Annotated in this window: 23 protein-coding genes, 1 pseudogene and 1 other annotated feature; of the genes and pseudogenes, 20 read left to right on the plus strand and 4 right to left on the minus strand. The window is 41.6% G+C overall.

Features of this window, described 5'->3' with window-relative positions; genetic code table 11:
* Positions 1-267: transposase family protein (locus tag I1A59_RS03185; RefSeq protein WP_196091374.1), on the minus strand; the 267-nt coding region annotated here is incomplete at its 3' end.
* Between the two features lie 200 nt (positions 268-467).
* On the opposite strand from I1A59_RS03185, the gene I1A59_RS03190 reads away from it, so the two are divergent.
* The 5 genes from I1A59_RS03190 to rplL all read left to right on the plus strand — a co-directional run bounded on the left by I1A59_RS03190 (position 468) and on the right by rplL (position 5,382).
* A complete protein-coding gene (locus I1A59_RS03190; protein WP_196091419.1) occupies positions 468-1,652 on the plus strand; it encodes an acetyl-CoA C-acetyltransferase in 1,185 nt (394 codons plus the stop codon).
* Between the two features lie 24 nt (positions 1,653-1,676).
* Positions 1,677-2,831 (plus strand): hydroxymethylglutaryl-CoA synthase, encoded by a 1,155-nt coding sequence (locus I1A59_RS03195; protein WP_196091420.1) that lies wholly within the window; start codon positions 1,677-1,679, stop codon positions 2,829-2,831.
* Positions 2,832-2,879: 48 nt separating this feature from the next.
* Positions 2,880-4,139: a hydroxymethylglutaryl-CoA reductase, degradative gene (locus tag I1A59_RS03200; protein WP_196091421.1), complete on the plus strand. Its 1,260-nt coding sequence runs from the start codon at positions 2,880-2,882 to the stop codon at positions 4,137-4,139.
* Positions 4,140-4,248: 109 nt separating this feature from the next.
* Positions 4,249-4,421: a sequence feature (ribosomal protein L10 leader region), on the plus strand.
* A 30-nt stretch (positions 4,422-4,451) separates the two neighbouring features.
* Positions 4,452-4,952, plus strand: coding sequence for a 50S ribosomal protein L10 (gene rplJ, locus I1A59_RS03205; RefSeq protein ID WP_196091375.1), 501 nt, complete (start codon positions 4,452-4,454; stop codon positions 4,950-4,952).
* A gap of 61 nt (positions 4,953-5,013) precedes the next feature.
* Positions 5,014-5,382: a 50S ribosomal protein L7/L12 gene (rplL, locus tag I1A59_RS03210; protein ID WP_196091376.1), complete on the plus strand. Its 369-nt coding sequence runs from the start codon at positions 5,014-5,016 to the stop codon at positions 5,380-5,382.
* Positions 5,383-5,462: 80 nt separating this feature from the next.
* Here the strand turns inward: rplL and I1A59_RS03215 are convergent, their stop codons facing one another.
* Entirely contained in the window at positions 5,463-6,449 is a 987-nt protein-coding gene (locus tag I1A59_RS03215; RefSeq protein ID WP_348769634.1) for a TIGR03571 family LLM class oxidoreductase, read from the minus strand.
* 936 nt (positions 6,450-7,385) lie between these two features.
* Between I1A59_RS03215 and I1A59_RS03220 the strand changes: the two genes are divergently transcribed.
* The 8 genes and pseudogenes from I1A59_RS03220 (at position 7,386) to I1A59_RS03255 (ending at position 13,743) form a co-directional block, all read left to right on the plus strand.
* Complete coding sequence (locus I1A59_RS03220) at positions 7,386-7,748, plus strand: helix-turn-helix domain-containing protein (RefSeq protein WP_196091377.1); 363 nt, start codon at positions 7,386-7,388, stop codon at positions 7,746-7,748.
* A gap of 62 nt (positions 7,749-7,810) precedes the next feature.
* Positions 7,811-8,338, plus strand: a pseudogene (locus I1A59_RS03225) (GTP pyrophosphokinase).
* Positions 8,339-8,356: 18 nt separating this feature from the next.
* A complete protein-coding gene (locus I1A59_RS03230) occupies positions 8,357-9,265 on the plus strand; it encodes an amidohydrolase family protein (RefSeq protein WP_196091378.1) in 909 nt (302 codons plus the stop codon).
* 1 nt (position 9,266) lies between these two features.
* Positions 9,267-9,911: an antibiotic biosynthesis monooxygenase gene (locus I1A59_RS03235; protein WP_196091379.1), complete on the plus strand. Its 645-nt coding sequence runs from the start codon at positions 9,267-9,269 to the stop codon at positions 9,909-9,911.
* A gap of 252 nt (positions 9,912-10,163) precedes the next feature.
* A complete protein-coding gene (locus I1A59_RS03240; RefSeq protein ID WP_196091380.1) occupies positions 10,164-11,165 on the plus strand; it encodes an ATP-binding cassette domain-containing protein in 1,002 nt (333 codons plus the stop codon).
* A complete protein-coding gene (locus I1A59_RS03245) occupies positions 11,158-11,976 on the plus strand; it encodes an ABC-2 family transporter protein (RefSeq protein WP_196091381.1) in 819 nt (272 codons plus the stop codon). The genes I1A59_RS03240 and I1A59_RS03245 overlap by 8 nt, the downstream gene beginning before the upstream one ends.
* Position 11,977: 1 nt before the next feature.
* Positions 11,978-12,763, plus strand: a complete 786-nt coding sequence (locus tag I1A59_RS03250; RefSeq protein WP_196091382.1) for an ABC transporter permease — start codon at positions 11,978-11,980, stop codon at positions 12,761-12,763.
* Positions 12,764-12,882: 119 nt separating this feature from the next.
* Positions 12,883-13,743 (plus strand): aldo/keto reductase, encoded by an 861-nt coding sequence (locus I1A59_RS03255; protein WP_196091383.1) that lies wholly within the window; start codon positions 12,883-12,885, stop codon positions 13,741-13,743.
* Positions 13,744-13,806: 63 nt separating this feature from the next.
* On the opposite strand, the gene I1A59_RS03260 is transcribed toward I1A59_RS03255, so the two are convergent.
* Positions 13,807-14,655 (minus strand): VOC family protein, encoded by an 849-nt coding sequence (locus tag I1A59_RS03260; protein WP_196091384.1) that lies wholly within the window; start codon positions 14,653-14,655, stop codon positions 13,807-13,809.
* A gap of 601 nt (positions 14,656-15,256) precedes the next feature.
* Entirely contained in the window at positions 15,257-15,613 is a 357-nt protein-coding gene (locus I1A59_RS03265; RefSeq protein ID WP_196091385.1) for a helix-turn-helix domain-containing protein, read from the minus strand.
* Positions 15,614-15,995: 382 nt separating this feature from the next.
* Between I1A59_RS03265 and I1A59_RS03270 the strand changes: the two genes are divergently transcribed.
* The 7 genes from I1A59_RS03270 (at position 15,996) to I1A59_RS03300 (ending at position 21,851) form a co-directional block, all read left to right on the plus strand.
* Positions 15,996-16,250 carry a Blp family class II bacteriocin gene (locus I1A59_RS03270; RefSeq protein ID WP_196091386.1) on the plus strand — a complete coding sequence of 85 codons (255 nt, stop codon included), beginning with the start codon at positions 15,996-15,998 and terminating at the stop codon, positions 16,248-16,250.
* 704 nt (positions 16,251-16,954) lie between these two features.
* Positions 16,955-18,058 carry an alpha/beta fold hydrolase gene (locus I1A59_RS03275; RefSeq protein WP_196091387.1) on the plus strand — a complete coding sequence of 368 codons (1,104 nt, stop codon included), beginning with the start codon at positions 16,955-16,957 and terminating at the stop codon, positions 18,056-18,058.
* A gap of 374 nt (positions 18,059-18,432) precedes the next feature.
* On the plus strand, positions 18,433-18,762 hold the full coding sequence (locus I1A59_RS03280) for a carboxymuconolactone decarboxylase family protein (protein ID WP_196091388.1): 330 nt from the start codon (positions 18,433-18,435) through the stop codon (positions 18,760-18,762).
* A 1-nt stretch (position 18,763) separates the two neighbouring features.
* Positions 18,764-19,201 carry a cupin domain-containing protein gene (locus tag I1A59_RS03285; protein WP_196091389.1) on the plus strand — a complete coding sequence of 146 codons (438 nt, stop codon included), beginning with the start codon at positions 18,764-18,766 and terminating at the stop codon, positions 19,199-19,201.
* A 168-nt stretch (positions 19,202-19,369) separates the two neighbouring features.
* On the plus strand, positions 19,370-20,122 hold the full coding sequence (locus tag I1A59_RS03290; RefSeq protein ID WP_196091390.1) for an SDR family oxidoreductase: 753 nt from the start codon (positions 19,370-19,372) through the stop codon (positions 20,120-20,122).
* A gap of 106 nt (positions 20,123-20,228) precedes the next feature.
* Positions 20,229-21,083, plus strand: coding sequence for an aldo/keto reductase (locus I1A59_RS03295; RefSeq protein ID WP_196091391.1), 855 nt, complete (start codon positions 20,229-20,231; stop codon positions 21,081-21,083).
* Positions 21,084-21,263: 180 nt separating this feature from the next.
* Positions 21,264-21,851 carry a recombinase family protein gene (locus tag I1A59_RS03300; protein ID WP_196091392.1) on the plus strand — a complete coding sequence of 196 codons (588 nt, stop codon included), beginning with the start codon at positions 21,264-21,266 and terminating at the stop codon, positions 21,849-21,851.
* Positions 21,852-22,357 lie beyond the last annotated feature (506 nt).

The raw sequence follows: 22,357 nt of genomic DNA on the forward strand, positions 1-22,357 counted from the left end.
TATAGAGAGATTAATCAAAACATTAGGATTTATAGTCGCTAGGACACGCTGCATGGTATCATGTGATGGAATCCCGTTTTCTAAGGATAAAACCGTACGAAGACTGTGTTCGTAACATTTCCCAAAAGCTTCAATATCCTCCCAATACTCAGCTCCAGATAGGCGAGCAAAGAAAATAAGAAGAACGATATCAACGAGAGTATGACGAATTTTCCAACTATCTCTCTTATCTTCAATAGACTTTAAATATGAAATCATAACATCCATAAAAACGCCCTCCTAAGCTAATTATAGGCTTAAGAGGGCGTTTTTACGAATATTTATCGGTTACTGAAAATTTTCAATAGGGAGTTTTCTTCATGCGTTTGTCGTGGTCTAGGTCTAGAGAATGATTCTATCTCTGAAAATTAGTGGTATAATAGTAGGGTTGAACTTTGGGTTCAAAATCATCTGATTGAGGTGTTATGATGAATAAAGTAGCTATCGTAGCTGCCTACCGCTCTGCCATCGGTAGTTTTGGGGGCAGTCTAAAAGATATTGAGATAGCCGATTTAGGAGCGCAGGTCTTGCGAACTGCTTTGGAGAAAAAACACATACCTGCTGCGGTGGTGGATGAGGTCATTTTTGGAAATGTTCTCTCTGCTGGGCATGGTCAAAATATTGCTCGCCAAATAGCTATTCGTGCTGAAATTCCAGAAATGACCTCTGCCTATACTGTGAATAAGGTTTGTGGTTCTGGCCTCAAGTCTGTCCTTCTAGCAGCACAATCCATTTTACTTGGGGACAATCAAGTTGTTGTTGCAGGTGGTATTGAGATCATGAGCCAGGCTCCCTACCTATCCAAAGCCAGTCGTTTTGGAAATAAGTTGGGGAACATGACCTTGGAAGACTCCGTGCTAACAGACGGTTTAACAGATGCCTTTCAAGACATTCATATGGGAATCACCGCCGAAAATGTTGCCGAAAAATTTAAGATTAGTCGCGAAGAACAAGATCAGTTTGCGTATTTAAGTCAAGAAAAAGCAGCTAAGGCCATTGCCAGTGGACGATTTGTGGATGAAATTGTTCCCATCACCATTCAGGAGAGAAAGGGAGAGCGTGTTTTTCAAGAGGATGAATACCCTCGCTTAACTCCAATTGAGAAACTGGCGACCTTACGCCCAGCTTTTAAGCCGAATGGAACTGTCACTGCCGCTAATGCTTCTGGAATCAATGATGGCTGTGCTGTAGTCCTACTCATGTCGGAGGAAAAGGCGCGTGAACTTGGTGTAGACGTTCTAGCCTATATCGAGTCCTATGCAACAAGTGGCTTAGACCCTGCTTATATGGGCTTGGGTCCGATTTCAGCAACTCGGAAAGCTCTAGAGAAGATAGACTTAACGACAGAGGATTTAGACTTGGTTGAGTTGAATGAGGCTTTTGCAGCTCAATCGATACCAGTCATTTCCGAACTTAATTTAGATCCAAAAATTGTAAATGTGAATGGCGGGGCTCTGGCGCTAGGACATCCAATTGGTGCTAGTGGCAGTCGCATTTTGGTGACCCTCATTCATGAATTGTTGAAACAAGAAAAGGAGTTAGGACTCTGCTCGCTTTGTATTGGAGGCGGTCAAGGAATTTCTTTGATTATTTCCAATGCACAAGCTTATTAATGAAGAGTCAAAACAGAGAACATGATGAAAATCGGAATTGATAAGATTGGTTTTGCCGTTCCAGAATTTGTCTTGGATTTAGCTGATTTAGCTGCAGCTCGGAATGTTGATCCCAATAAATTTAAGATTGGATTACTTCAATCAGAGATGGCTGTTGCTCCAGTGACCCAAGACATTATTAGCTTAGGGGCACAGGCTGCGGCAGCGATTTTGACAGAAGAAGACAAGCAGGCCATAGATATGGTTATTGTGGGGACTGAGTCGAGTGTGGATCAGAGTAAAGCGGCAGCTGTGGTGATTCACGGACTACTTGGGATTCAGCCCTTTGCCCGTTCTATCGAAATGAAAGAAGCCTGTTATGGTGCAACGGCTGGTCTAAGCCTTGCCAAAACGCATATTGCTCAGAATCCGAACTCAAAAGTTTTAGTCATCGCGAGTGATATTGCCAAATATGGAATTGCATCAGGTGGAGAGCCTACCCAGGGAGCAGGTGCGGTAGCCATGCTTGTAACAGCAGATCCAAGTATTTTGGTTCTAAACTCAGATAATGTTTGCCAAACACGGGACATTTATGACTTTTGGAGACCCAATGATGATAAATATCCACGAGTGGACGGTAAATACTCAACTGAGCAGTATACAGATTGTTTGACAACGACCTTTGATTATTACAAGAAAAAGACAGGCAAGGACCTCGAAGATTTTGCGGCCATGTGTTTACACATTCCTTTCCCAAAACAGGGCTTGAAAGGGTTGCGCGCCATTGCGAATGAGGGAGAGACCTTGGATCGTCTGACAGAGCGTTTCCACGAAGCCATTGTCTACAATCAAGTGGTTGGAAACATTTATACAGGATCCATTTTCCTATCATTTTTATCTTTGCTAGAAAATTCTCAGGCACTTACAGCTGGGGATGAGATCTTATTCTATAGCTATGGAAGTGGGGCTGTTTGTGAAATTTTCAGTGGTTACTTGGTAGAAGGATATAGTGCCTCTCTTCAAGAAAATCGCATGGACCATTTAAACCAACGGACAAAGCTTTCAGTTGAGGAGTACGAAAAAATCTTCTTTGAGGAGATTGTTTTGGATGAGGCTGGTAATTCTAACAATTTGACTTCAGATGACACTCCTTTCGCTTTAGAGAAAATAAGTGAGTTCAAACGCATGTATCATCATTAAAAAAGGGGGGCGGAAGGTATTTTCAGCCCCCTTTTAGAAAAGGAAATGATTTCAATGTTTTCAGGTTTTTATAAACAATCACGACAGGACCGGATTGCCCTCCTCCACAAAGAAAGGTCTCTGACAGAGGAGAATATAGCTACTTTAGTGGAAGACGCCAACCTGCCTGAGGCGATTGCAGGAAAGATGGTGGAAAACCATTTAGGAACTTTTTCTCTACCTTATGCGGTATTGCCAGAGATTCTTGTGAATGGGCATAACTATACAGTCCCTATGGTGACGGAAGAACCATCCGTTGTGGCAGCAGCGTCTTTCGGAGCAAAAATCATTAGCCGTTCAGGTGGTTTTGAAACCTCTAGCCACAAGCGCCAGATGATTGGACAAGTGGCACTTTTTGAAGTGGAGAATGTGGAAAAAGCCAAAGAAGCAATCCAGAATGAAGAAGAAAAACTGCTTCAGATGGCCAATCAAGCCTATTCTTCCATTGTCAAAAGAGGTGGAGGTGCCCGTCAGCTGACGGTTGAGGTGAAGGAGCCTTTTTTGATTGTCTATCTTCATGTAGATGTTCAAGAGGCTATGGGAGCTAATATTTTAAACACCATGCTGGAGGCATTGAAAGAGTCTCTGGAATCTATTAGTCAAGGACAGGCCTTGATGGGAATTCTGTCTAATTATGCGACGGACTCCTTGGTAACAAGCCGTTGTCAAATTCCTATTGCCAAACTATCAATGAAAAAAGCGGAAGCTGTTCAAATAGCAGACAAAATAGCCTTGGCTAGTTTGTTGGCCCAGGTAGATCCTTATCGGGCAGCAACCCACAATAAAGGAATTTTTAACGGGATTGACGCAGTTGTGGTTGCAACAGGAAATGATTGGCGTGCCATAGAAGCCGGTGCCCATGCCTATGCTAGCCGAGACGGAGTTTATAGAGGTTTATCTACTTGGACGATTGACGGAGACAATCTTGTTGGAGAGATGACCCTCCCCTTACCCGTTGCGACTGTAGGTGGGTCCATTGGTCTAAATCCCAAAGTTGCAGCTTCCTTTAATCTCCTCGGGGAAGTGACCGCTAAAGAATTAGCTGCGATCATTGCCTCTGTAGGTCTTTGTCAAAATTTTGCGGCCTTAAAGGCGCTCGTGACAACGGGCATCCAATCAGGGCATATGAAATTGCAGCTGCAATCGTTGGCCTTGCATGCAGGTGCCCGAGTGGAGGAAGTTGCTGAATTAGTCACCGTATTGCGAAAAAGTTCTCATCCCAATTTGCAACTGGCTAAGGAAGTTCTAAAAGACATGCGAAACCAGTAAGTTGGAAGCTGGAACAAGTGATTGGTACCCAAACCTTTTCAAACCGAAATTTTTCCAAAAAAATCAACTTTTTCCCTTGCAATTCGTACAGGGCTATGTTATGATTATTTACGGTTTGAAAAAACTGCCTAAGACAGTAGGGGAGTTCAACTCATAAAAATCCTACCGAGGACAAAACGTAAGAGGACATTCAGAAAAATCGCTGCTATGTGTGTTTTTCGAATTGACATAACGATTTGTACTTTCGTGTCTAGGTTTGGGTGCGAATTTTTTATTTGTCCCAAGCAAAATAAAAACGGAGGTAAACATACAATGAGTGAAGCAAGTATTGCTAAGAAAGCCGAATTAGTAGATGTTGTTGCTGAGAAAATGAAAGCTGCTGCATCTATCGTCGTTGTGGACGCTCGTGGTTTGACAGTAGAACAAGATACAGTTCTTCGTCGTAACCTACGCGGAAGCGAAGTCGAGTACAAAGTAATCAAGAACTCTATTCTTCGTCGTGCAGCTGTTAAAGCTGGTCTTGAAGGAATGGAAGATGTCTTTGTTGGACCATCTGCAGTTGCATTTTCAAATGAAGATGTTGTTGCACCAGCAAAAATCTTGAATGACTTTTCTAAAGAAGCTGAAGTACTTGAAATCAAAGGTGGTGCTATCGAAGGCGCTGTCGCAAGCAAAGAAGAAATCATGGCCTTGGCTACATTGCCAAACCGCGAAGGACTTCTTTCAATGCTCCTTTCCGTACTTCAAGCGCCAGTTCGCAACGTTGCTCTTGCAGTCAAAGCGGTTGCAGACGACAAAGAAGGTGCAGCTTAATCCAAGTTGCCTAGTCTATTAGACACACAATTATTAAAAATATTTTTTGGAGGAAATCACAATGGCATTGAACATTGAAAACATTATTGCTGAAATTAAAGAAGCTTCAATCCTTGAGCTTAATGATCTTGTAAAAGCTATCGAAGAAGAATTTGGTGTAACTGCAGCTGCTCCTGTAGCTGTTGCTGCAGCAGGTGCTGCTGATGCAGGTGCTGCTAAAGATTCATTCGACGTTGAATTGACTGCAGCTGGCGACAAAAAAGTCGGTGTAATCAAAGTTGTTCGTGAAATCACTGGTCTTGGTCTTAAAGAAGCTAAAGAGCTTGTAGACGGAGCTCCAGCAATGGTTAAAGAAGGCGTTGCAACTGCAGAAGCTGAAGAAATCAAAGCTAAATTGGAAGAAGCTGGTGCTTCTGTAACTCTTAAATAATAGAGTTTCCAATTGATAAAAAGCCCCACGATTCCTAGAGTCGTGGGGTTTTCATTTTTGAGTTTATCTAAAAGTTGAAATCAGTTGTTAACTTTTGAGATGATGTTTTCAGCGATTTCTTGCAGGATTTCGTTAGCAGGACGCTTGCTAGGTTTAAGATTTATTGTGATATGTGAGAGGCCAAGTTCTTTTTGTTCTTGCCAAAAGTTGGCAAGGGAATTGGAACCACCACGTAGATAGATATTATGAAAAAGCTCTACAGGTGCATTTGGATCTTCTAAAAGTTCTACAAAGTTAGCGTAGCCAAAAGGATGCCAACGGCCATCATGGTTTTTCTCTTTCACCAAGTTAATGATATCTTGAGTGGTGTGTGGATCAACCCCATGCCAAATCCAAGCATCTGCTTCATTAGCCAACCAACTGATGTTTTGTCCTGAACGTCCGATAGAAACCATCGGTAAATCTTGATTGACTTTAGGAATAAAATCCACTCCTCCATTGAGAGAATTGTAAAATTGACCTTCAAATTTCGGAAAACTTATATTTTTACGTGTCAATGTACGAATCAAGTCCCATGCTTCCCTGAAGCGTTCTGCTCTATCTGTAAAATTCTGTTGAAAAATTGGGTATTCACTTGGGCGATCTCCAGCAGATAGACCGAGTATAAACCGGTCTCCAGATAGAAGTGCAGTTGTGGCAGCACTCTTGGCTAGATGAATAGGATGACGAAGTGTAGATATTAATCCAGCAGTTCCGAGGTTAATTGACTGTGTCTTAGCTGTAAGGTAGCCGAGAAGTGTAATAGGATCTAATCCTTGTCCTACGTCACCGAAGTTAGGGTCGTATAGAGGTACATCTCGGAGCCATAGTATCGAAAATCCCGCTTGCTCAGCTAAATTAGCTAGGTTTCCTAGATCTGTTATGTCGGGTATTGGTGTATCTGGATACCCTTTAAAAGGAGCTATAAGCCCGAATGTTAGTTTTTCTTGTTGAAAGACTTTGTTAAAAGCAGGATGTATGAGTTCTCGACTGGTCGAATCTTTGCTTTTTTTTGCTTCTAGTAGAATTTACAAAGGAAGAAGTATCCTTGTTTAAAATTGAAAATTTGGGTAAATGTATTTTATTATTCTCTTGTACCATATTTTTTTCCTCTGTCTTTAATAGAAAATTGTAGCGATAAACTGAAATCGACGTTAAAAACCATGGAGGTCAGTTTCAAATGGTGCAGGACTGAAATCAATCTCTGAAGTATATTGCTTACTTATATATGTTAAAAGATGTGGTTTCCCGTAGTCTTTATTGTATTTAGCTCGCTGTTGCTTGAATAAGCAATTAACCAATTCCGATTTCTATAAAAATATTCTCTTGTTCTAAGATTTGGAATACTTCACGAATTTCCTATGGGAAGTGGATAAATTCATAGGCAGGGATGGTTGATAAATCAAAATCTATCGCAGCTAAAAAGATACGATATTCAAGAGCAGCTATCTCATATATGGAAAAACTGACTCGTAACCTTTGGCATTGTGACGTAATCGATTGCAGGTGTAATGAATAGTTTAGACTATGCTGTCTAAACTATTCCTGATTTTCATCGCCTAGTCTTGTTTCCGGTTATTAATGTTTTCTTTAGTATGGATTGACTAGCTTTGTGGTGGTAGAATATCGTCCAAACTTTTTGCAATACTAAGAACTTTTTTCTCATGTAGTTGTTTAATACAATTTAAACTTTTACATGTTGCAATAGATACTTTCCAGGGGTGTGAATTTTCCCAAGAAGGAGTTAACTGTGTTTCTTGTATAATTTCGTTTAAGATACTTTGACTAACTTTTTATTAATAAAGTCACGTGAAGCAACTCGCTGAATGTATAATTGTTCATAGTTATCCCCCTTTTTTAATCAAATAGTTGACATTTTTTTTAATAATTATAGAATAGCAATGTGAAAAGAGAAAAACAAGTACGCATTTTTTTCTTCCCTAAAACTATTGTGAGGTAATAATATGGATTTAAAGACTGCGCAAGAGAAAATCAGCCAATTGAATGTTAGTTTCACCGGGGAATGTCCCATTCTTTATTCAATGAAAATTATAGGAAGCAAATGGAAGGTACCAATTCTTTGGCAATTAATGCTGGAAGACGGCCTTCATTATAATCAACTTAAGCGAAAAGTTGGTAATATAACCAATACGATGTTGACAAAAAGTTTACGTGAATTAGAGGAAGCTGGACTTTTGACAAGAAAGGACTACGGAACAATTCCTCCATCAGTTAGTTATCACCTTACTGAACTAGGACTGAATCTGGTCTTTACGCTAGAGGCACTCTTCGTATGGGGACAAGAGCATATGAAAAAACAACCTTAATAATAGAGTTTCCAATTGATGAAAAAGCCCCACTGAAAAAGGTCCAACGTTTGATTGATGAAATGAATCGGATTCACTTGGAGTATTCTCAAGACTATTTTGAGACGGGAAAAGTTGAAAAAGTAAATTTATCCCAGACGTTTTCAAAGGTTCCTATTGCACCTATTCTATCCTATCGCTTGAATTTACACGAATCCATTAATGATTATTTGTATTTTGCAAATCTAAAAGATATCAATTATTATTACAGGGTAAAAACGGCTGAGTCTATCCTGGATAAAATTGAGTGATAACAAGCTCTCCAGACTCAATATCCTGTTAACAATATTCTAAATGATATATTTGGTGCTAGAATCGTTTTAAATTCTGAACAAATTCAGAAGGTTTTAGAACGATTAGATTCTTGGAAAGAAGAATTTGGCTTAAAAAATTGGTACTTAAGGGATGTTGATGGCTATGTAGGAATTCACATCTACTTCAAAAATAAGAGTCGTTTTTACTATCCTTGGGAGTTACAGATTTGGGGTGAGAAGGATGCTTTAGGAAATATTAAGAGTCACCAATTGTTCAAACGTCATATTGTAAAATAATAGGATTAGGAGTACGTGATGTCTAAAATTGATGTATTTGCCCATGTTTTATTGCCCAATTTTTATCAGAAAATGTTGGAGATTAATCCGAAATTACCGGAACTCTTCCCATTTATCCAACATCCTTTGTTAATAGATTTGGAGCAGCGACGGCAGTTGTGGGATGGGGAAACCCAGCAAGTCATTTCTTATGTCAATGTTAATCCGGAAGACTATGTCGATCCGAATCAGGCGGCAGCCCTCTGTCGGGAAGCCAATGCGGAATTGGCAGATCTTGTGGTCAGTCAGTCTGACCTGTATCCGGCAGGTGTGGCCATGGTTCCGATGAACAATCTCGAGGAGGCTGTGAAGATACTGGAGGAGGTTGCGGAGTCTGAGCAACTGGTAGGAATTCAGTTGTTCACACGCGCCTTGGGCAAGTCTATTGCAGATTCTTCTTATCGGATTGTCTTTGAAACCTGTCATCGCTTGGGCTTGCCCATTTGGCTGCATCCGATTTTTGATGAGCGCAAGCCGGATAACAATATCGTCTTTTCTTGGGAATACGAATTGACTCAGGCCATGCTGCAGCTGGTCCAAGCTGGCATCTTCCAGGATTTTCCTGATTTGAAAGTGATTGTCCATCATGCGGGAGCGATGGTGCCTTTCTTTGGCGAGCGGATTCAGCATATTTTACCGCCGGAGCAAGCTGCAGATTTCCACAAGTTCTATGTCGATACGGCCATTCTGGGTAATCCCAAGGCCCTTGAGTTGACGCTGGAGTACTTTGGTGCAGACCAGATCCTCTTTGGTACGGACGCCCCTCTTGGCATCGCACCGGCTGGGGCGACAGAAGTGATTGTGGAGGCCATCAACCAGTTGCCGATTTCCGACCAGGATAAGGATGCTATTTTTGCTGAAAATTTCAAGAAATTAATAGGAGGATAACATGGTTCGAGTAAACTTATTTAGTATTGCTACAGATCAGGAACATCAAGCGCTCTTGCATGAAGTGGGTGTTTACAACTTAGAGACCTCTCACCGTGTCGAGCCTGGGACTCTGGCCATGTTTGTAGCAGAGCGCAAGGAGCAACCGGGTTCATATGTGGTCTGCGAGGTGTACCAGGATAGTGATCATTATGAAATCCATCGTGCCTCCGAACAGTTTATGCGCTATAGCCAGGAAGCTGGGCCTTATTTGACAGAGCGTAGAGCTATTCCTGTAGAACCAATCTTTTTGAGGGAAAAACTACCTTCTGAAATTTGGATTGGTGCTGGACATTTGGAGTTGAAGTTTGCCCAGGTTGAAGTGACAGAGGCAGGGGCTTCCGCTTTTGAAAAAAGTGTCTTGAAAAACATGAAAACCTCCTTGCAAGAGGAGGAGGGAGTCCTAGCTATGTATGCGGTCAAGGATCGTGAGCAGCCACAAGTTTGGTATTTCTTTGAAGTCTATGCCAGTCCTGAAGCCTATCAAGCACATCGTCAGACTGAGCATTTTCAAACCTATTTGGCAGAGACCCAAGACTTGGTGGTCGATAAACAGCTCATAGACCTGATCAATGACGCCAGCATGAGTCAAGGAAAACTAAAATAAGGAAAGGATACACTAGAAACTTTGTCATTCTAGTGTATTTTTCGTGATAAAAGGGGTATACTGGAAGCTGAGGAAACGTTTTCATAAAATAGATTCTTCAAAAATCTCTTTAACGGTTGTCAGGTCGGGGGTGGGACTTTTATCTCAGCCACTTCAGTAAGCTCAAAACCACTCTCAGAACTGTCTGCGACTCATTTCCTCGTTAAAGATTGATTTTTGGAGTATTTGATTTGCGTTTAAGGGAGGTGTGCTATGACCATGATAGAAGTAGTGGACTTGCGAAAAGAGTTTGTCAAGACGATCAAAGAACCTGGACTAAAAGGTGCGATTCGTTCCTTGGTAAAACCCGAAAAAGAGGTGTTTGAGGCGGTTAAGGGTCTAACTTTTGAGGTACCCAAGGGGCAAATTTTTGGCTTTATTGGAGCTAATGGTGCAGGGAAATCCACGACCATTAAAATGCTAACGGGGATTTTAAAACCGACATCTGGTTATTGCCGCATCAATGGTAGAATCCCTCAAGATGATCGACAAGAGTATGTGAGGGACATTGGGGTTGTCTTTGGTCAGCGGACGCAGCTCTGGTGGGACTTGGCCCTGCAGGAAACCTATACGGTATTAAAGGAAATCTATGACGTACCGGATGCAGCCTTTCATAAACGGATGGATTTCTTAAATGAAGTCCTAGACTTAAAAGAATTTATCAAGGATCCGGTTCGGACCCTATCCTTAGGTCAACGGATGCGGGCGGATATTGCGGCTTCCTTACTGCACAACCCGCAAGTGCTTTTTTTGGATGAACCGACCATTGGCTTGGATGTCTCTGTCAAAGACAATATTCGCCAGGCCATCACTCAAATTAATCAAGAAGAAGGGACCACCATTCTCTTAACAACCCACGATTTGAGTGATATTGAGCAACTGTGTGACCGTATTTTTATGATTGATAAGGGGGAGGAAATTTTTGATGGGACAGTCCATCAACTCAAGGAGAAGTTTGGAAAGATTAAGAACTTGACCTTCGAACTCTCCCCAGGACAAGCCGAAAAGCAATCGAGGTTTGTAGGACTTCCAGATATTCAGGTTGACCGAGCGGATTTGGTCTTGAATATACAGTATGACAGTTCGCGTTACCAAACAGCAGATTTGATTCAAGCTACCTTCTCTGATTTTGCAGTTCGAGACTTGAAAATGGCGGACACGGGCATTGAAGAAATTGTTCGTCGCTTCTATCGAAAGGAGCTCCAGCATGACTAAATTGTGGAGACGCTATAAACCCTTTATCAGTGCGGGCATGCAGGAGATGATTACCTATCGGCTTCATTTTTTCCTCTGGCGTATTGGGGATGTGATGGGAGCCTTTGTCGCTTATTATTTGTGGAAGGCTGTCTTTGATTCATCCTCACAGGCTCTGATACGAGGTTTTGATCGAACCGATATGACCTTCTATATTCTGATGAGTTTTGTGACCACCCTCCTCATCAAATCCGATTCTTATTTTATGATTGGGGAAGAAGTGCGAGAAGGCTCGATTGTGATGCGTTTGCTTCGGCCTGTTCACTTTGCGACCTCCTTTCTTTTTACGGAACTTGGAAGCAAGTGGATTCTCTTGATGACGATTGGCTTTCCTTTCATGGCTTTGGTGGCTGTGACCAAACTGTTAGCCGGAATGCCTTTCTTTCAGGTTTTACTGGTCAGTTTTGTTTACCTGTTCAGCCTGACTTTGGCCTTTCTGATTCATTTTTACTTTAATCTGTGTTTTGGTTTTTCAGCCTTTGTTTTAAAGAATCTCTGGGGAACTAATCTTTTGAAGGATTCTTTGGTAGCTTTTTTGTCAGGCGGGCTGCTTCCATTGGCTTTTTTACCTCCCCTTTTAGCAGATGTGCTCCAAATCCTACCATTTTCATCCTTGGTTTACACTCCTGTGATGATTCTACTTGGTAAATATACACTGGAACAAATACTTATAGCTTGCGCCTTGCAGGTCTTTTGGCTCTTGGTCATGGTTGCTTGTTCTCAATTGATTTGGAAACGCATCCAATCTCATATTACGATCCAAGGAGGTTAGGATGAGGAAATATCAGCGTATGCATTTGATTTTTATCAGGCAGTATCTCAAGCAAATGATGGAATACAAGGCAGATTTTTTGATTGGTATTCTAGGAGTGTTTTTAACACAAGGCCTAAACATCTTCTTTCTTCAGGTTTTATTTCAGTTTATTCCTGCTCTTGAGGGCTGGACTTTCCCGCAAGTAGCCTTTATCTATGGTTTTTCTTTGATTCCCAAGGGGATTGATCATCTGTTTTTTGATAATTTGTGGAATTTGGGAGTACGGATGGTTCGTAGGGGTGAATTTGATAAGTATTTAACTCGACCTCTCAATCCTCTATTCCATATTCTAGTTGAGAAATTCCAAGTGGATGCCTTGGGAGAATTGTTAGTCGGAATCTTATTGTTGTCAACAACGGTACCAAGTATTTCGTGGACTGGAACCAAGATGTTTCTCTTTGTTCTCAGCATTCCTTTTTCAACCTTAATTTATACATCCTTGAAAATTGCGACCGCTTCGATTTCTTTCTGGACAAAGCAATCAGGGGCCGTTATTTATATCTTTTATATGTTTAATGATTTTGCCAAATACCCGCTGGCTATCTATAACTCGCTTTTCCGCTGGTTCATCTCCTTCGTGGTTCCCTTTGCCTTCACCGCCTATTATCCCGCTAGCTATTTTTTAAATGGGACCCATGTTTGGTTTAACATAGGCGGCCTCCTTTTGATTTCTTTATTCTTCTTTTTCCTATCGTTAAAAATTTGGAAGAAGGGCCTAGATGCTTATGAGAGTGCGGGGTCTTAAGAAAGCGCTGGTTCATGGCCACGGGTATGCAAAAAGTGGATAGTGCCTTGCGGAATTTGTATTATACATGGCTTGGAAACAGGATATAATAGATACATCAAGTGAAAGAGGTATAGAACATGACACAAACAGTATCATTAAACGACGGAAACACAATCCCAGCCATTGGCTTCGGGGTGTTCCAAATTCCTGCAGATGGTTCTACCTATACAGCCGTGAAAGAGGCTTTGGAAGTCGGCTATCGTCATATCGATACGGCTCAAGCGTATTTTAATGAAGCAGAAGTCGGTCAAGCCATCAAAGACTCTGGAATTCCACGAGAAGAGATCTTTGTGACAAGTAAACTCTGGATTCAGGACTTTGCCTATGAGACAGCCAAAGCTACGATTGACACTACTCTTGAAAAAATGGGCTTGGATTATTTGGATTTGTACCTCTTGCACCAACCCTACGGTCAGGTTGAGGAAGCTTGGAAGGCTTTGGAAGAAGCTAAAGCGGAGGGAAAAATCAAATCTATTGGTGTTTCCAACTTTACCCCAAAATTTTGGAATCAGTTCGTCCCTCATTTTGCAACAGTTCCAGCCGTGAACCAAGTAGAGTTTAATCCCTATTTCCAACAACAAGAACTGCGCGCCTTATTGGCCAAGGATCAAGTTGTGATTGAAGCTTGGGCACCCCTTGGCCAAGGGAACCAATCTCTTTTTGAGGAACCGGTGATTGCGACGCTGGCCCAGAAGTATGGAAAAGACCTTGGTCAAATTATCCTACGATTTGAGAATCAAGAAGGAATTGTGGCCTTACCAAAATCGACCAAGAAAGCTCGGATGGCTTCTAACAAGGACATTTTTGACTTTGAACTAACAGCTGAAGAAATGGCAGAAATTCGCGCATTAGACAAGGGCAAAGGCTCACACGACCCGGATGCACCGGGTGTTGGCGACTATCTCTTAAGCGCTTACGACATTCATGCAAATGACTAATCATGCAAAAGACCTCCAAATAATGGTGTGGTAACCATTATTTGGAGGTCTTTTCATCTTGTTTTATACTTCATCTAAAATCAGCAAGGTCTTAATCCCGTCCACATCCACAAAGGTTGCGGTGTTAGCGACTTGCTCGAGATTGAGATTAGCGGCTTGGGCGCGTGCGATGGTGGCTTGATAGTGTTCGGGTTGGCTGTAGACAACGGTGTAATAAGCTAGACCAGGCAGACCATCGGTACGCAGGTTCAGATTTTTACCACCCCACTCATTGACAGCAAGGTGATGGTGATAGGAGCCAGAAGCTAGCCAAGATGCGGAAGGCATAGAGAATTTTTCTTCAACGGCCAGCACCTCTTGGTAGAAACGGCTAGAGGCCTCACTTTCCTTAACGGACAAATGCACATGTCCCATCCGGCTACCGGTTGGCATCTGATAACCATTCTCGCTTGTCGGACCTAGGCTATAAATGGTATCCGCATCCATAGGCTCCGTCACTCCGATAATGCGACCGTCTTCGCGAATATCCCATTCTGCTTGCGGAAGATCACGATAAATTTCAATTCCGTTTCCTTCAGTATCCGCTAAATAAATGGCTTCACTATAGCCATGATCACTAGCTCCTTGGAGTGGAATCCGATTGTCAATAAAATGACGCAGAATGGTTCCCAAATCCTCACGACTTGGAAGAACAATGGCTAAATGGTAAAGACCGTAGCTATCCGCAACCTCTCCCTCCTGTTCCGTTTTCAACAGACGAATGAGGACTCTATCGCCAGCTCCCAATTCAACCTGCTGAGCCCTTTCGGTTAAAACCTTGAGACCAAGGACTTGTTGGTAAAAGAGGCTCTGAAGTTCAAGGTTCCGCACATTAAGGGCAACCGCCCCTAGTTCAAATTGTGAATTGTACATAGACTTCTCCTGTAACATTTTCCTATATCTATCATTTTATCCTATACCAACGAAAATACAAGTACGATTTTTTACTAAAGATACTCTCTTTTAGTGAAGTATTGGACTTGTACGTGGACGCATACCGTTCAGGACGTTTCGATGACCGTTTAGGAAATGAGTTTGCCGTCCGGGACGTTTCAATGACCGTTCTGGAAATGGGTTTGTCATTCAGGCAGTTTCAATGACCGTTCAGGAAGTTTCGATGACCGTTCAGGAAATGGATTCCCATTCAGGACGTTTTCACGACATTTCAGAACATTTGAGTTAGAAAGATATTGAGTCGTGCTAAACTCTAGATGTCAGATTCTCAGCTGACAATTCGTTATTTGGAGGAAATTGAATGAAATACCTACCTCTTTTAGTCGTAACAGCCCTAGGTCATTTTCTAATCAGGAAGACATCATTGCTTTGTAAAACAAAGGAAGAAAAGGATGTATGTCGTGTCCTATGGATTCTCACGCTGACTTCTATTCTCGTTGATATTTTATCTTCCTTTTTCAAATTTAGGTGACAAAAGACCGTTCCAGTCTCTTTTTAGAAAACTGGAACGGTCTTGAGCCTAACTTTCCTCTTCAGTCTTTCTTGTTTTGATAAAATCGATGTATTTTTCCCCAAAAATTTCGATTTGTACTAAGACTTGTTTGAATTCACGACCAATATCGCTCAATTCATACTCCACTTTGGGAGGAACCTGGGCATAGACTTTTCGCAGGATGAGGCCGTCGGTTTCTAGTTGACGCAGTTGTTTGGTCAAAGTTGCTTGAGAAATTCCTTCTAAGCGGCGATGCAATTCATTAAAACGGATAGGGCCCTCCTCGATATGAAGCAGCAGTAGGATATTCCATTTTCCTGATAAGACGCTTTGAGTAGCCAGATAGGGACAGGTGTAGATATTTTCAGTATGGTAGTTGGGCATAGTTGAAACTCCTGAATTTAAAACGATTAGGGTTGAAGTAATTGTTAATTCTAGTTTTTATGTGTCAAACCATTATAGTTTTTTAGTTTGCTTTTAGTACAAGGCAGCGAGTTGCAGGCAGTACTAAAGTACGGCAAGACGAGCTAACACAGTAATAAAAGATAAACTAAAAGAGTATATCTCACAAAAGAATGTGATTGGCGATTAGGTTTGCGCTTTGAAAAACAGGCTATTTTATATTGTGTAAAGAAATTCAAAAAAATGTCATTCAGGACTTTTTCATGACATTTTAGAACATTGTGGTTAGAAAGTACTGGAATCGTGTTAAACTCTAGGGGTCAGGTTGGCACCTGATAAATAAAATTTTTAGGAGGTCATTGCCATGACTACTTTTACTTACAACGAAGCTCAAACTCTTTCTTCAGATGTCATGATGGACATTCTTGGAGGTGGATGCTCTTGGGGTGGAGCAGGAAGTGCCGCTGTTAGTGGTGCCGTTGGTGGTGCAATTGGTGGCGCGACTGGTGGAAGTGTGACCCTACCTGTTGTGGGAGCAGTCCCAGGTGCAGTTGCCGGAGGTGTTTTAGGTGGCATCGGTGCAGCTGCTGGTTATGGGGCTACTTGCTGGTGGGGTTAAGTAGGAAGGTAGTTACAAATGGAAACTCTAAAATGGTTATTTGAACATGGATTCTATGCATTTGTTGGAACATTTACGGTTTTTATCTGGTTTTTAGCACATCCAGAGAAGTTAACTCAGAAATCCAAAAATTGTAAAGATAAAAATTGAAGTAAAGAATCGATTATGTGGAATCTGGCTCTTCTTCTACGAAGAGCTAGTTTTCACTTTTGTATGTAAGATTTAAATACATTGAAAGGAGATTGTATGGATTTATTAATCGATTTATTGGTTTTACCGGTTGCAATCGGGAGTTTTTTTGCCATTTTATATCTTTACATAGAGAAAAAGCGAAATGGAAGATGAAACTATAATGGAATCGTCTATTTGAGTATTTATGTGTCGTGCGCTGGGACTAGTTTACATAGAATTTAAATCTGAGCAAAAAGTGATGTGAAAGTCATTCTTTGTTCAGATTTTTTTATCAATTATTTGTTACTTTCGTACTTATCAAGTTAATGATTGAAGCATGAAGATAACAAAGCCGCTCTCTCTCCACTGGCAAACTGTCAGCGTTTCAGATCTAGTTATTCAGGATATCTATGGTCTCGCTTATGTATTCATTTTTGACATACTGGTATGAAAAAAGACTATTTTACTCTAACGCTTTTGTGCTTTAGAATAGATTTGTCTTTGAGACAAAGAAAAAAGTAGAGGAATCAGTTATGTCAAATAAATGGAAATTAGCCACAACGGCTGCAATTGCATCAATCTTGTTAGCAGCTTGTTCAACAACAAATAATGAATCCAGCTCGAGTAGCACTTCAAAAGAGGATAGTCAGGTATTGCGGATTGCGGATCAAGGTTTGTTTTCTGCAGGAGGAACCGTAACCCGTAATGAAGGGACCTTTGACCCTGTGAATCAATGGGAAGAAAGTGGGGCGGGTCAGACTTCGCACGTAGACCATGCCAATGTTTTGTTCCAAATCCCGGAGAACGATACTGAAGCTCCGATGATCTTCTTACATGGCTATGGACAATCTCGAATGGGTTGGCAAACCACTATCGATGGCCGGGATGGCTGGCCTGATTACTTCCTTCGTCAGGGTCACAGTGTCTGGTTGGTAGACCAACCTCGTCGCGGGGAAGCTGGACAAACTTCTGTTGCAGGTGAAATTTCAACGACACCATTTGATCAACGGTGGTACACCCAGTTCCGGATTGGTCGTTGGGAAAATGGGAAGTCACAAGTTCCAGAAAATTCACAATTCCCCAATGATGAAGAGTCACTCAATCAATTTTTCCGTCAAATGACGCCAGATACAGGTATGCGTTCGGATATGGGGGCTGACTTTGATAATGAGGTTGTAGCACGTGCCTTGGCTGAAACCATTGATGAGGTTTTTGAACGGACAGGTAAGAAACCGATTGTGGTTACCCATTCACAAGGTGGAGGTCCTGGTTGGACCGCGGCTCGTTATACAGAAAATATTGGGGCTATTGTAGCCATCGAACCTGGAGGAGCACCAGCGACCGACAGTGAGGATTACAAAGCGATCGAAGAACAGAAAATCCCTGTAACCTTCTACTTCGGTGATTACATTGATAATGGCGATGAGAACATTCCAGCAACAGGTCAATGGAAACAAATGCGGGCAGCTGCACAGACATTTGTAGATGCCTTGAATGACAATGGGGGAAATGCGACCCTAGTAGACCTTCCAAAAGAGGGGATTGAAGGGAATAGTCACTTCATGTTCCAGGAAAAAAACAGTGATGAAATCGCTGCTCACATTGAAGACTGGATCAAGGAGAACGATATTAACTAGAAATAGAATAGCTGGAGGTTGCTCTTCCAGCTTTTCTGTTAGTTGGAAATGTTAAAAATCAGGTCGTTGATTCCTAATTCTTAAGTAGAGGTGTTGGGATAAAGAATTACTTTTTGAATTGACAATTGGATGGATGGGTAGTACAATCAAAAAGTAGGAAACATTTGGATAATCTCCAATTATAGTCTTTTAGTTTACTTTTAGTACAAGGCAGCAAGTCGCACAGGTCAAAATCTCTCGGGGAGATTTTGAGATTGCTGATACAACTTTCGAAGAAAGTTTCAAATAAGTACGGCAAGACGAGCTAATACAGTCATAAAAGATAAACTAAAGAGTCTAATCCTAGATATAGAATAGAAAAGGAAGTGGAAGCGATGGCACAAAAACAAACAGCTGGGCGCGATCGGCTAGGAGGTTTTGCCCCTCAATTTGCAGCTTTGAATGATGATGTTTTATTCGGGCAAGTTTGGTCCCGTGAGGAAGAGCTGTCTCCAAAACTTCGTAGTATGATTACGATCGCAGCTCTTATGTCCGGCGGGAATTTTGAACAATTGATTCATCATCTTCAGTTGGGAAAAGCTAACGGTATTACCCAGGAGGAAATTGTTGAAATTCTAACCCATCTTTCTTTCTATGTGGGTTGGCCAAAGGCTTGGTCTGCTTTAATGCAAGCCAAGGAAGTCTATGAAGGAAAAGAGGAATAGGATGAAATACGCAGAAAAAGAAGCATTTATATCAGCAAATAGCTTTGGTTTTGGGGATGCCAACCAAGCCTATGCCCAGTATTTTTCAGGACAAAGTTTTCTTCAAGCTTTGACCAATCCTGAAACAGGTTTAGGTATTTTCAATGTGTCCTTCGAACCAGGTTGTCGGAATAATTGGCATGTTCATAAGGCTACTCAAGGTGGTGGGCAAATTTTAATCTGTACAGCTGGCGAAGGTTGGTATCAGGAAGAAGGGAAACCAGCCCAAGAACTGAAAGAAGGAACCGTGGTTTCCATTCCAGCGAATGTCAAGCATTGGCATGGTGCAAAAAAAGATAGTTGGTTTTCTCACATTGCCTTTGAAGTTCCTGGAGAGAATACGGAGACTGAGTGGCATGAAGCGGTTTCAGATGCGGACTATGATGCCCTTGAAGCTTAGTCTTTCAAGAACAATTAGTAGTAACAACGTTTATAGGGTTGGTCATTGACCAGCCTTTTTTGAATCTGTTCTATTCATATTTTGCATACCAGTCTACTTTTTTTCTATTTTTCAAAAAGTTCATGAAGGCTTATAATGTACTCATCATTTAGCTTAAGGAGTTTCAAGATGAGTCAATTATACGAAAATAAAGTTGCTTTGGTCACAGGAGGTGGAAGCGGTATTGGGCGTGCGATTGCAGAAAGTTATGCTAAGGAAGGGGCAAAGGTTATTATTGCAGGTCGTCGTGAATCCGTTTTAAAAGAAGTGGTGGATGCCAATGAGGGGATTTCCTATGTTGTGGCAGATGTGACCAGTTCAGATGATATCGCAAAAATTGCGGCAGCCATTGAAAACGACTACAATGGCCAATTGGATATCTTAGTCAATAACGCTGGTTGGGCACCGGTAACTCCATTGAAAGAGTTAAGCATGAAAGATTATGATGAGGCATTTTCTCTGGATGTTCGTGGTCTTGTGGAAGTTACCCTTGCGACCTTGCCGTTTATCCTTGCCTCCAAAGGGAATATTATCAACATTTCAACAGTCGGCGCACAGCATCCTGGTCCTAATATGTCAATGTATCTTGGCGCTAAAGCTGCTGTAGAAATCTTCACTCGTGTTTGGGCGATGGAGCTGGCTCAAGATGGGGTGCGCGTGAATGCCATTGCGCCGGGAGCGATTGCCACCGATATTTGGAATCAAACAGATTTATCGGATGAGGCGGCGAAGGCTCATGCTGAAGCCATCACTAGTTTGATTCCGATGGGTCGTTTTGGACAGCCGGAAGATATTGCGAACCTTGCTGTCTTCCTCGGATCTGACAAGGCTTCCTTCATTACAGGAGCAATCTACGGTGTGGATGGTGGTCAAGGCGCTTAGTCGGTCAGGCCACTATTCAAATTTGAATGAAGGTATCATTTTTTAGGATTGTACAAGGATTATACAATGTCCTATACTAGAATTAGCAAAGGAAAGAGGTTTTCAAATGGAATATACAACACTCAATAACGGAGTTCAAATGCCTATGGTTGGATTTGGCGTTTTCCAAATTCGGGATGCCAAAACAACGCAAACAGTCGTCGAAGAAGCTATTAAAACGGGTTACCGCTTGATTGATACAGCCCAGTCTTACGGAAATGAAGAAGCGGTGGGAAAAGCTATCAAGACATCGGGTGTGCCACGCAAAGAACTTTTCATCACCACTAAATTGTGGATTTCAGATTTCTCTTATGAGGGTGCCAAAAAGGCCTTCCAAGAGTCGTTAGACAAACTTGGTTTGGACTATGTTGACCTCTACCTTCTACACCAACCTGTAGGTGATATCTTTGGAGCATGGCGTGCTTTGGAAGAGTTGTACAAAGAAGGGAAAATCCGTGCCATCGGTGTCTCTAATTTTAAACCAGACCAATTGGCCAATTTAGCTGCCTTTAATGAGGTAACACCAGCCGTAAATCAAGTGGAGGTCCATGTCTTCAACCAGAAAGAAGATGAAGAGGAGTATATGAATTCCAAGGGCGTTCAAATGGAAAGTTGGGGTGCTTTTGCGGAAGGTCAATTTGATGTCTTTACCAATCCTATTTTGGTGAAAATTGCTGAAAAATATGGAAAGTCTACTGCTCAAGTTATGTTGCGTTGGCAGTTGCAGAGAGGAATTGTTTCTCTGTCTAAATCCGCAAATCCGGAGCGTGTGCGTCAAAACTTTGACATTTTTGACTTTGTCTTGAGTGAAGAAGATATGCAAGAAATTGCAACCTTGGATTCCAATACAACGGTCTTTGCGGATCATCATGATCCTAAAACCTTTGAATTACTTGCTAGCTTTGTCGGTAAGTCCTTCTAAAAGAATATAGAATCATCAGACGGTTTGAAGAAACTCTAGCGAGTTCCTTCAACCGTTTTCTATTACCTTCAAGGATTCAAGAGTTTTTTGAAGAGTAGAAGCATCCTAATTTTTGCTAAACTAATGAAGGAATCAACCTTAGAAGACTAGTTGTATATCAAAAACTAAGGAGGATGACGTATGAATTATGGCTATGCCCGGGTTTCAAGCCGGGATCAGAATATCGACCGACAGTTGCGAGCTCTTGAAAACAATGGGGTAAGAAAGAAAAACATCTATGTTGATTATGTCAGTGGAAAAGACTTTAACAGGCCAGCCTACCAAAAATTGGTCAAAAAGTTAAAACCCAGGGACTTATTAATTGTCTCGTCGATCGATCGGCTTGGACGTAATTATAGGGATATTCTTGAAGAATGGCATGTCTTGACCAAGGTCAAACAAGTAGATATCCAGGTTCTCGATTTACCTCTTCTGAATACTCGGGTTCAAAATAGAGGCCTAACAGGTCAATTTATTGCGGATCTGGTCTTGCAAATCTTGTCTTATGTTTCTCAGATTGAGCGTGAAAATATCCGTCAACGCCAACGAGAAGGCATTGATTCTGCAAGAAAAAGAGGCGTCCGTTTTGGACGCCCTAAAATTCCAAAGCCACCAAATTATCAAAGTGTGAAAGAGCAGTGGAAAAAAAGCCAATTATCGACTTCTGAGGCTGCAGATTTGCTAGGGATTTCAACGTCCACTTTTTCTCGGTGGGTGAGAGCTGAGTGAGACAGAATGATTTTATAGTCTTTTAGTTTACTTTTAGTACAAGGCAGCGAGTCGTAGACAGTACTGAAGTACGGCAAGACGAGCTAACACAGTAATAAAAGAAAAACTAAAAGAGTATATTTGTGAAAATCGTTTGTTGTCTCACCTCTGCACAGTTGATTAGGTTTTTTCGGAGGTCGAAGAGTCAGGAATTGACTCTTTGAGTTTCTGGATAAGAGAACATAAAATGTTCTCTCAATAAAAGCGAACAATAGTTATTTGCTTCGCAAATCCTATCTGTTATCTCAAACAGCCCTTTAGCTGTTTGACCGAATCAACCACTGCGTCAAAGTGATTTCACTACACAAAATAAGAGAATTAAGACTATTGTCCCAACCTATACTTTTCAAAAATCATGCTTTTTGATAAAACCGTGAGTCACGGTTGCACTTTCTATGAGAGGACTAGCAGCTGATTCGTCAGACTGGAACATGCAGTCTGATCGTTTCCTATGATGTTGTTGACTA

The sequence above is a fragment of the Streptococcus sp. NLN76 genome (assembly GCF_015686645.1).
In the GTDB taxonomy this organism is placed as follows: domain Bacteria; phylum Bacillota; class Bacilli; order Lactobacillales; family Streptococcaceae; genus Streptococcus.

Coding starts and splice junctions, on each gene's coding strand:
- I1A59_RS03265 (WP_196091385.1), bottom strand. CDS start 15,613: ATGCCCAACTACCATACTGAAAATATCTACACCTGTCCCTATCTGGCT.
- rplJ (WP_196091375.1), top strand. CDS start 4,452: ATGAGTGAAGCAAGTATTGCTAAGAAAGCCGAATTAGTAGATGTTGTT.
- I1A59_RS03290 (WP_196091390.1), top strand. CDS start 19,370: ATGAGTCAATTATACGAAAATAAAGTTGCTTTGGTCACAGGAGGTGGA.
- I1A59_RS03250 (WP_196091382.1), top strand. CDS start 11,978: ATGAGGAAATATCAGCGTATGCATTTGATTTTTATCAGGCAGTATCTC.
- I1A59_RS03230 (WP_196091378.1), top strand. CDS start 8,357: ATGTCTAAAATTGATGTATTTGCCCATGTTTTATTGCCCAATTTTTAT.
- I1A59_RS03275 (WP_196091387.1), top strand. CDS start 16,955: ATGTCAAATAAATGGAAATTAGCCACAACGGCTGCAATTGCATCAATC.
- I1A59_RS03195 (WP_196091420.1), top strand. CDS start 1,677: ATGAAAATCGGAATTGATAAGATTGGTTTTGCCGTTCCAGAATTTGTC.
- I1A59_RS03280 (WP_196091388.1), top strand. CDS start 18,433: ATGGCACAAAAACAAACAGCTGGGCGCGATCGGCTAGGAGGTTTTGCC.
- I1A59_RS03220 (WP_196091377.1), top strand. CDS start 7,386: ATGGATTTAAAGACTGCGCAAGAGAAAATCAGCCAATTGAATGTTAGT.
- I1A59_RS03295 (WP_196091391.1), top strand. CDS start 20,229: ATGGAATATACAACACTCAATAACGGAGTTCAAATGCCTATGGTTGGA.
- I1A59_RS03260 (WP_196091384.1), bottom strand. CDS start 14,655: ATGTACAATTCACAATTTGAACTAGGGGCGGTTGCCCTTAATGTGCGG.
- I1A59_RS03300 (WP_196091392.1), top strand. CDS start 21,264: ATGAATTATGGCTATGCCCGGGTTTCAAGCCGGGATCAGAATATCGAC.
- rplL (WP_196091376.1), top strand. CDS start 5,014: ATGGCATTGAACATTGAAAACATTATTGCTGAAATTAAAGAAGCTTCA.
- I1A59_RS03190 (WP_196091419.1), top strand. CDS start 468: ATGAATAAAGTAGCTATCGTAGCTGCCTACCGCTCTGCCATCGGTAGT.
- I1A59_RS03270 (WP_196091386.1), top strand. CDS start 15,996: ATGACTACTTTTACTTACAACGAAGCTCAAACTCTTTCTTCAGATGTC.
- I1A59_RS03255 (WP_196091383.1), top strand. CDS start 12,883: ATGACACAAACAGTATCATTAAACGACGGAAACACAATCCCAGCCATT.
- I1A59_RS03235 (WP_196091379.1), top strand. CDS start 9,267: ATGGTTCGAGTAAACTTATTTAGTATTGCTACAGATCAGGAACATCAA.
- I1A59_RS03240 (WP_196091380.1), top strand. CDS start 10,164: ATGACCATGATAGAAGTAGTGGACTTGCGAAAAGAGTTTGTCAAGACG.
- I1A59_RS03245 (WP_196091381.1), top strand. CDS start 11,158: ATGACTAAATTGTGGAGACGCTATAAACCCTTTATCAGTGCGGGCATG.
- I1A59_RS03285 (WP_196091389.1), top strand. CDS start 18,764: ATGAAATACGCAGAAAAAGAAGCATTTATATCAGCAAATAGCTTTGGT.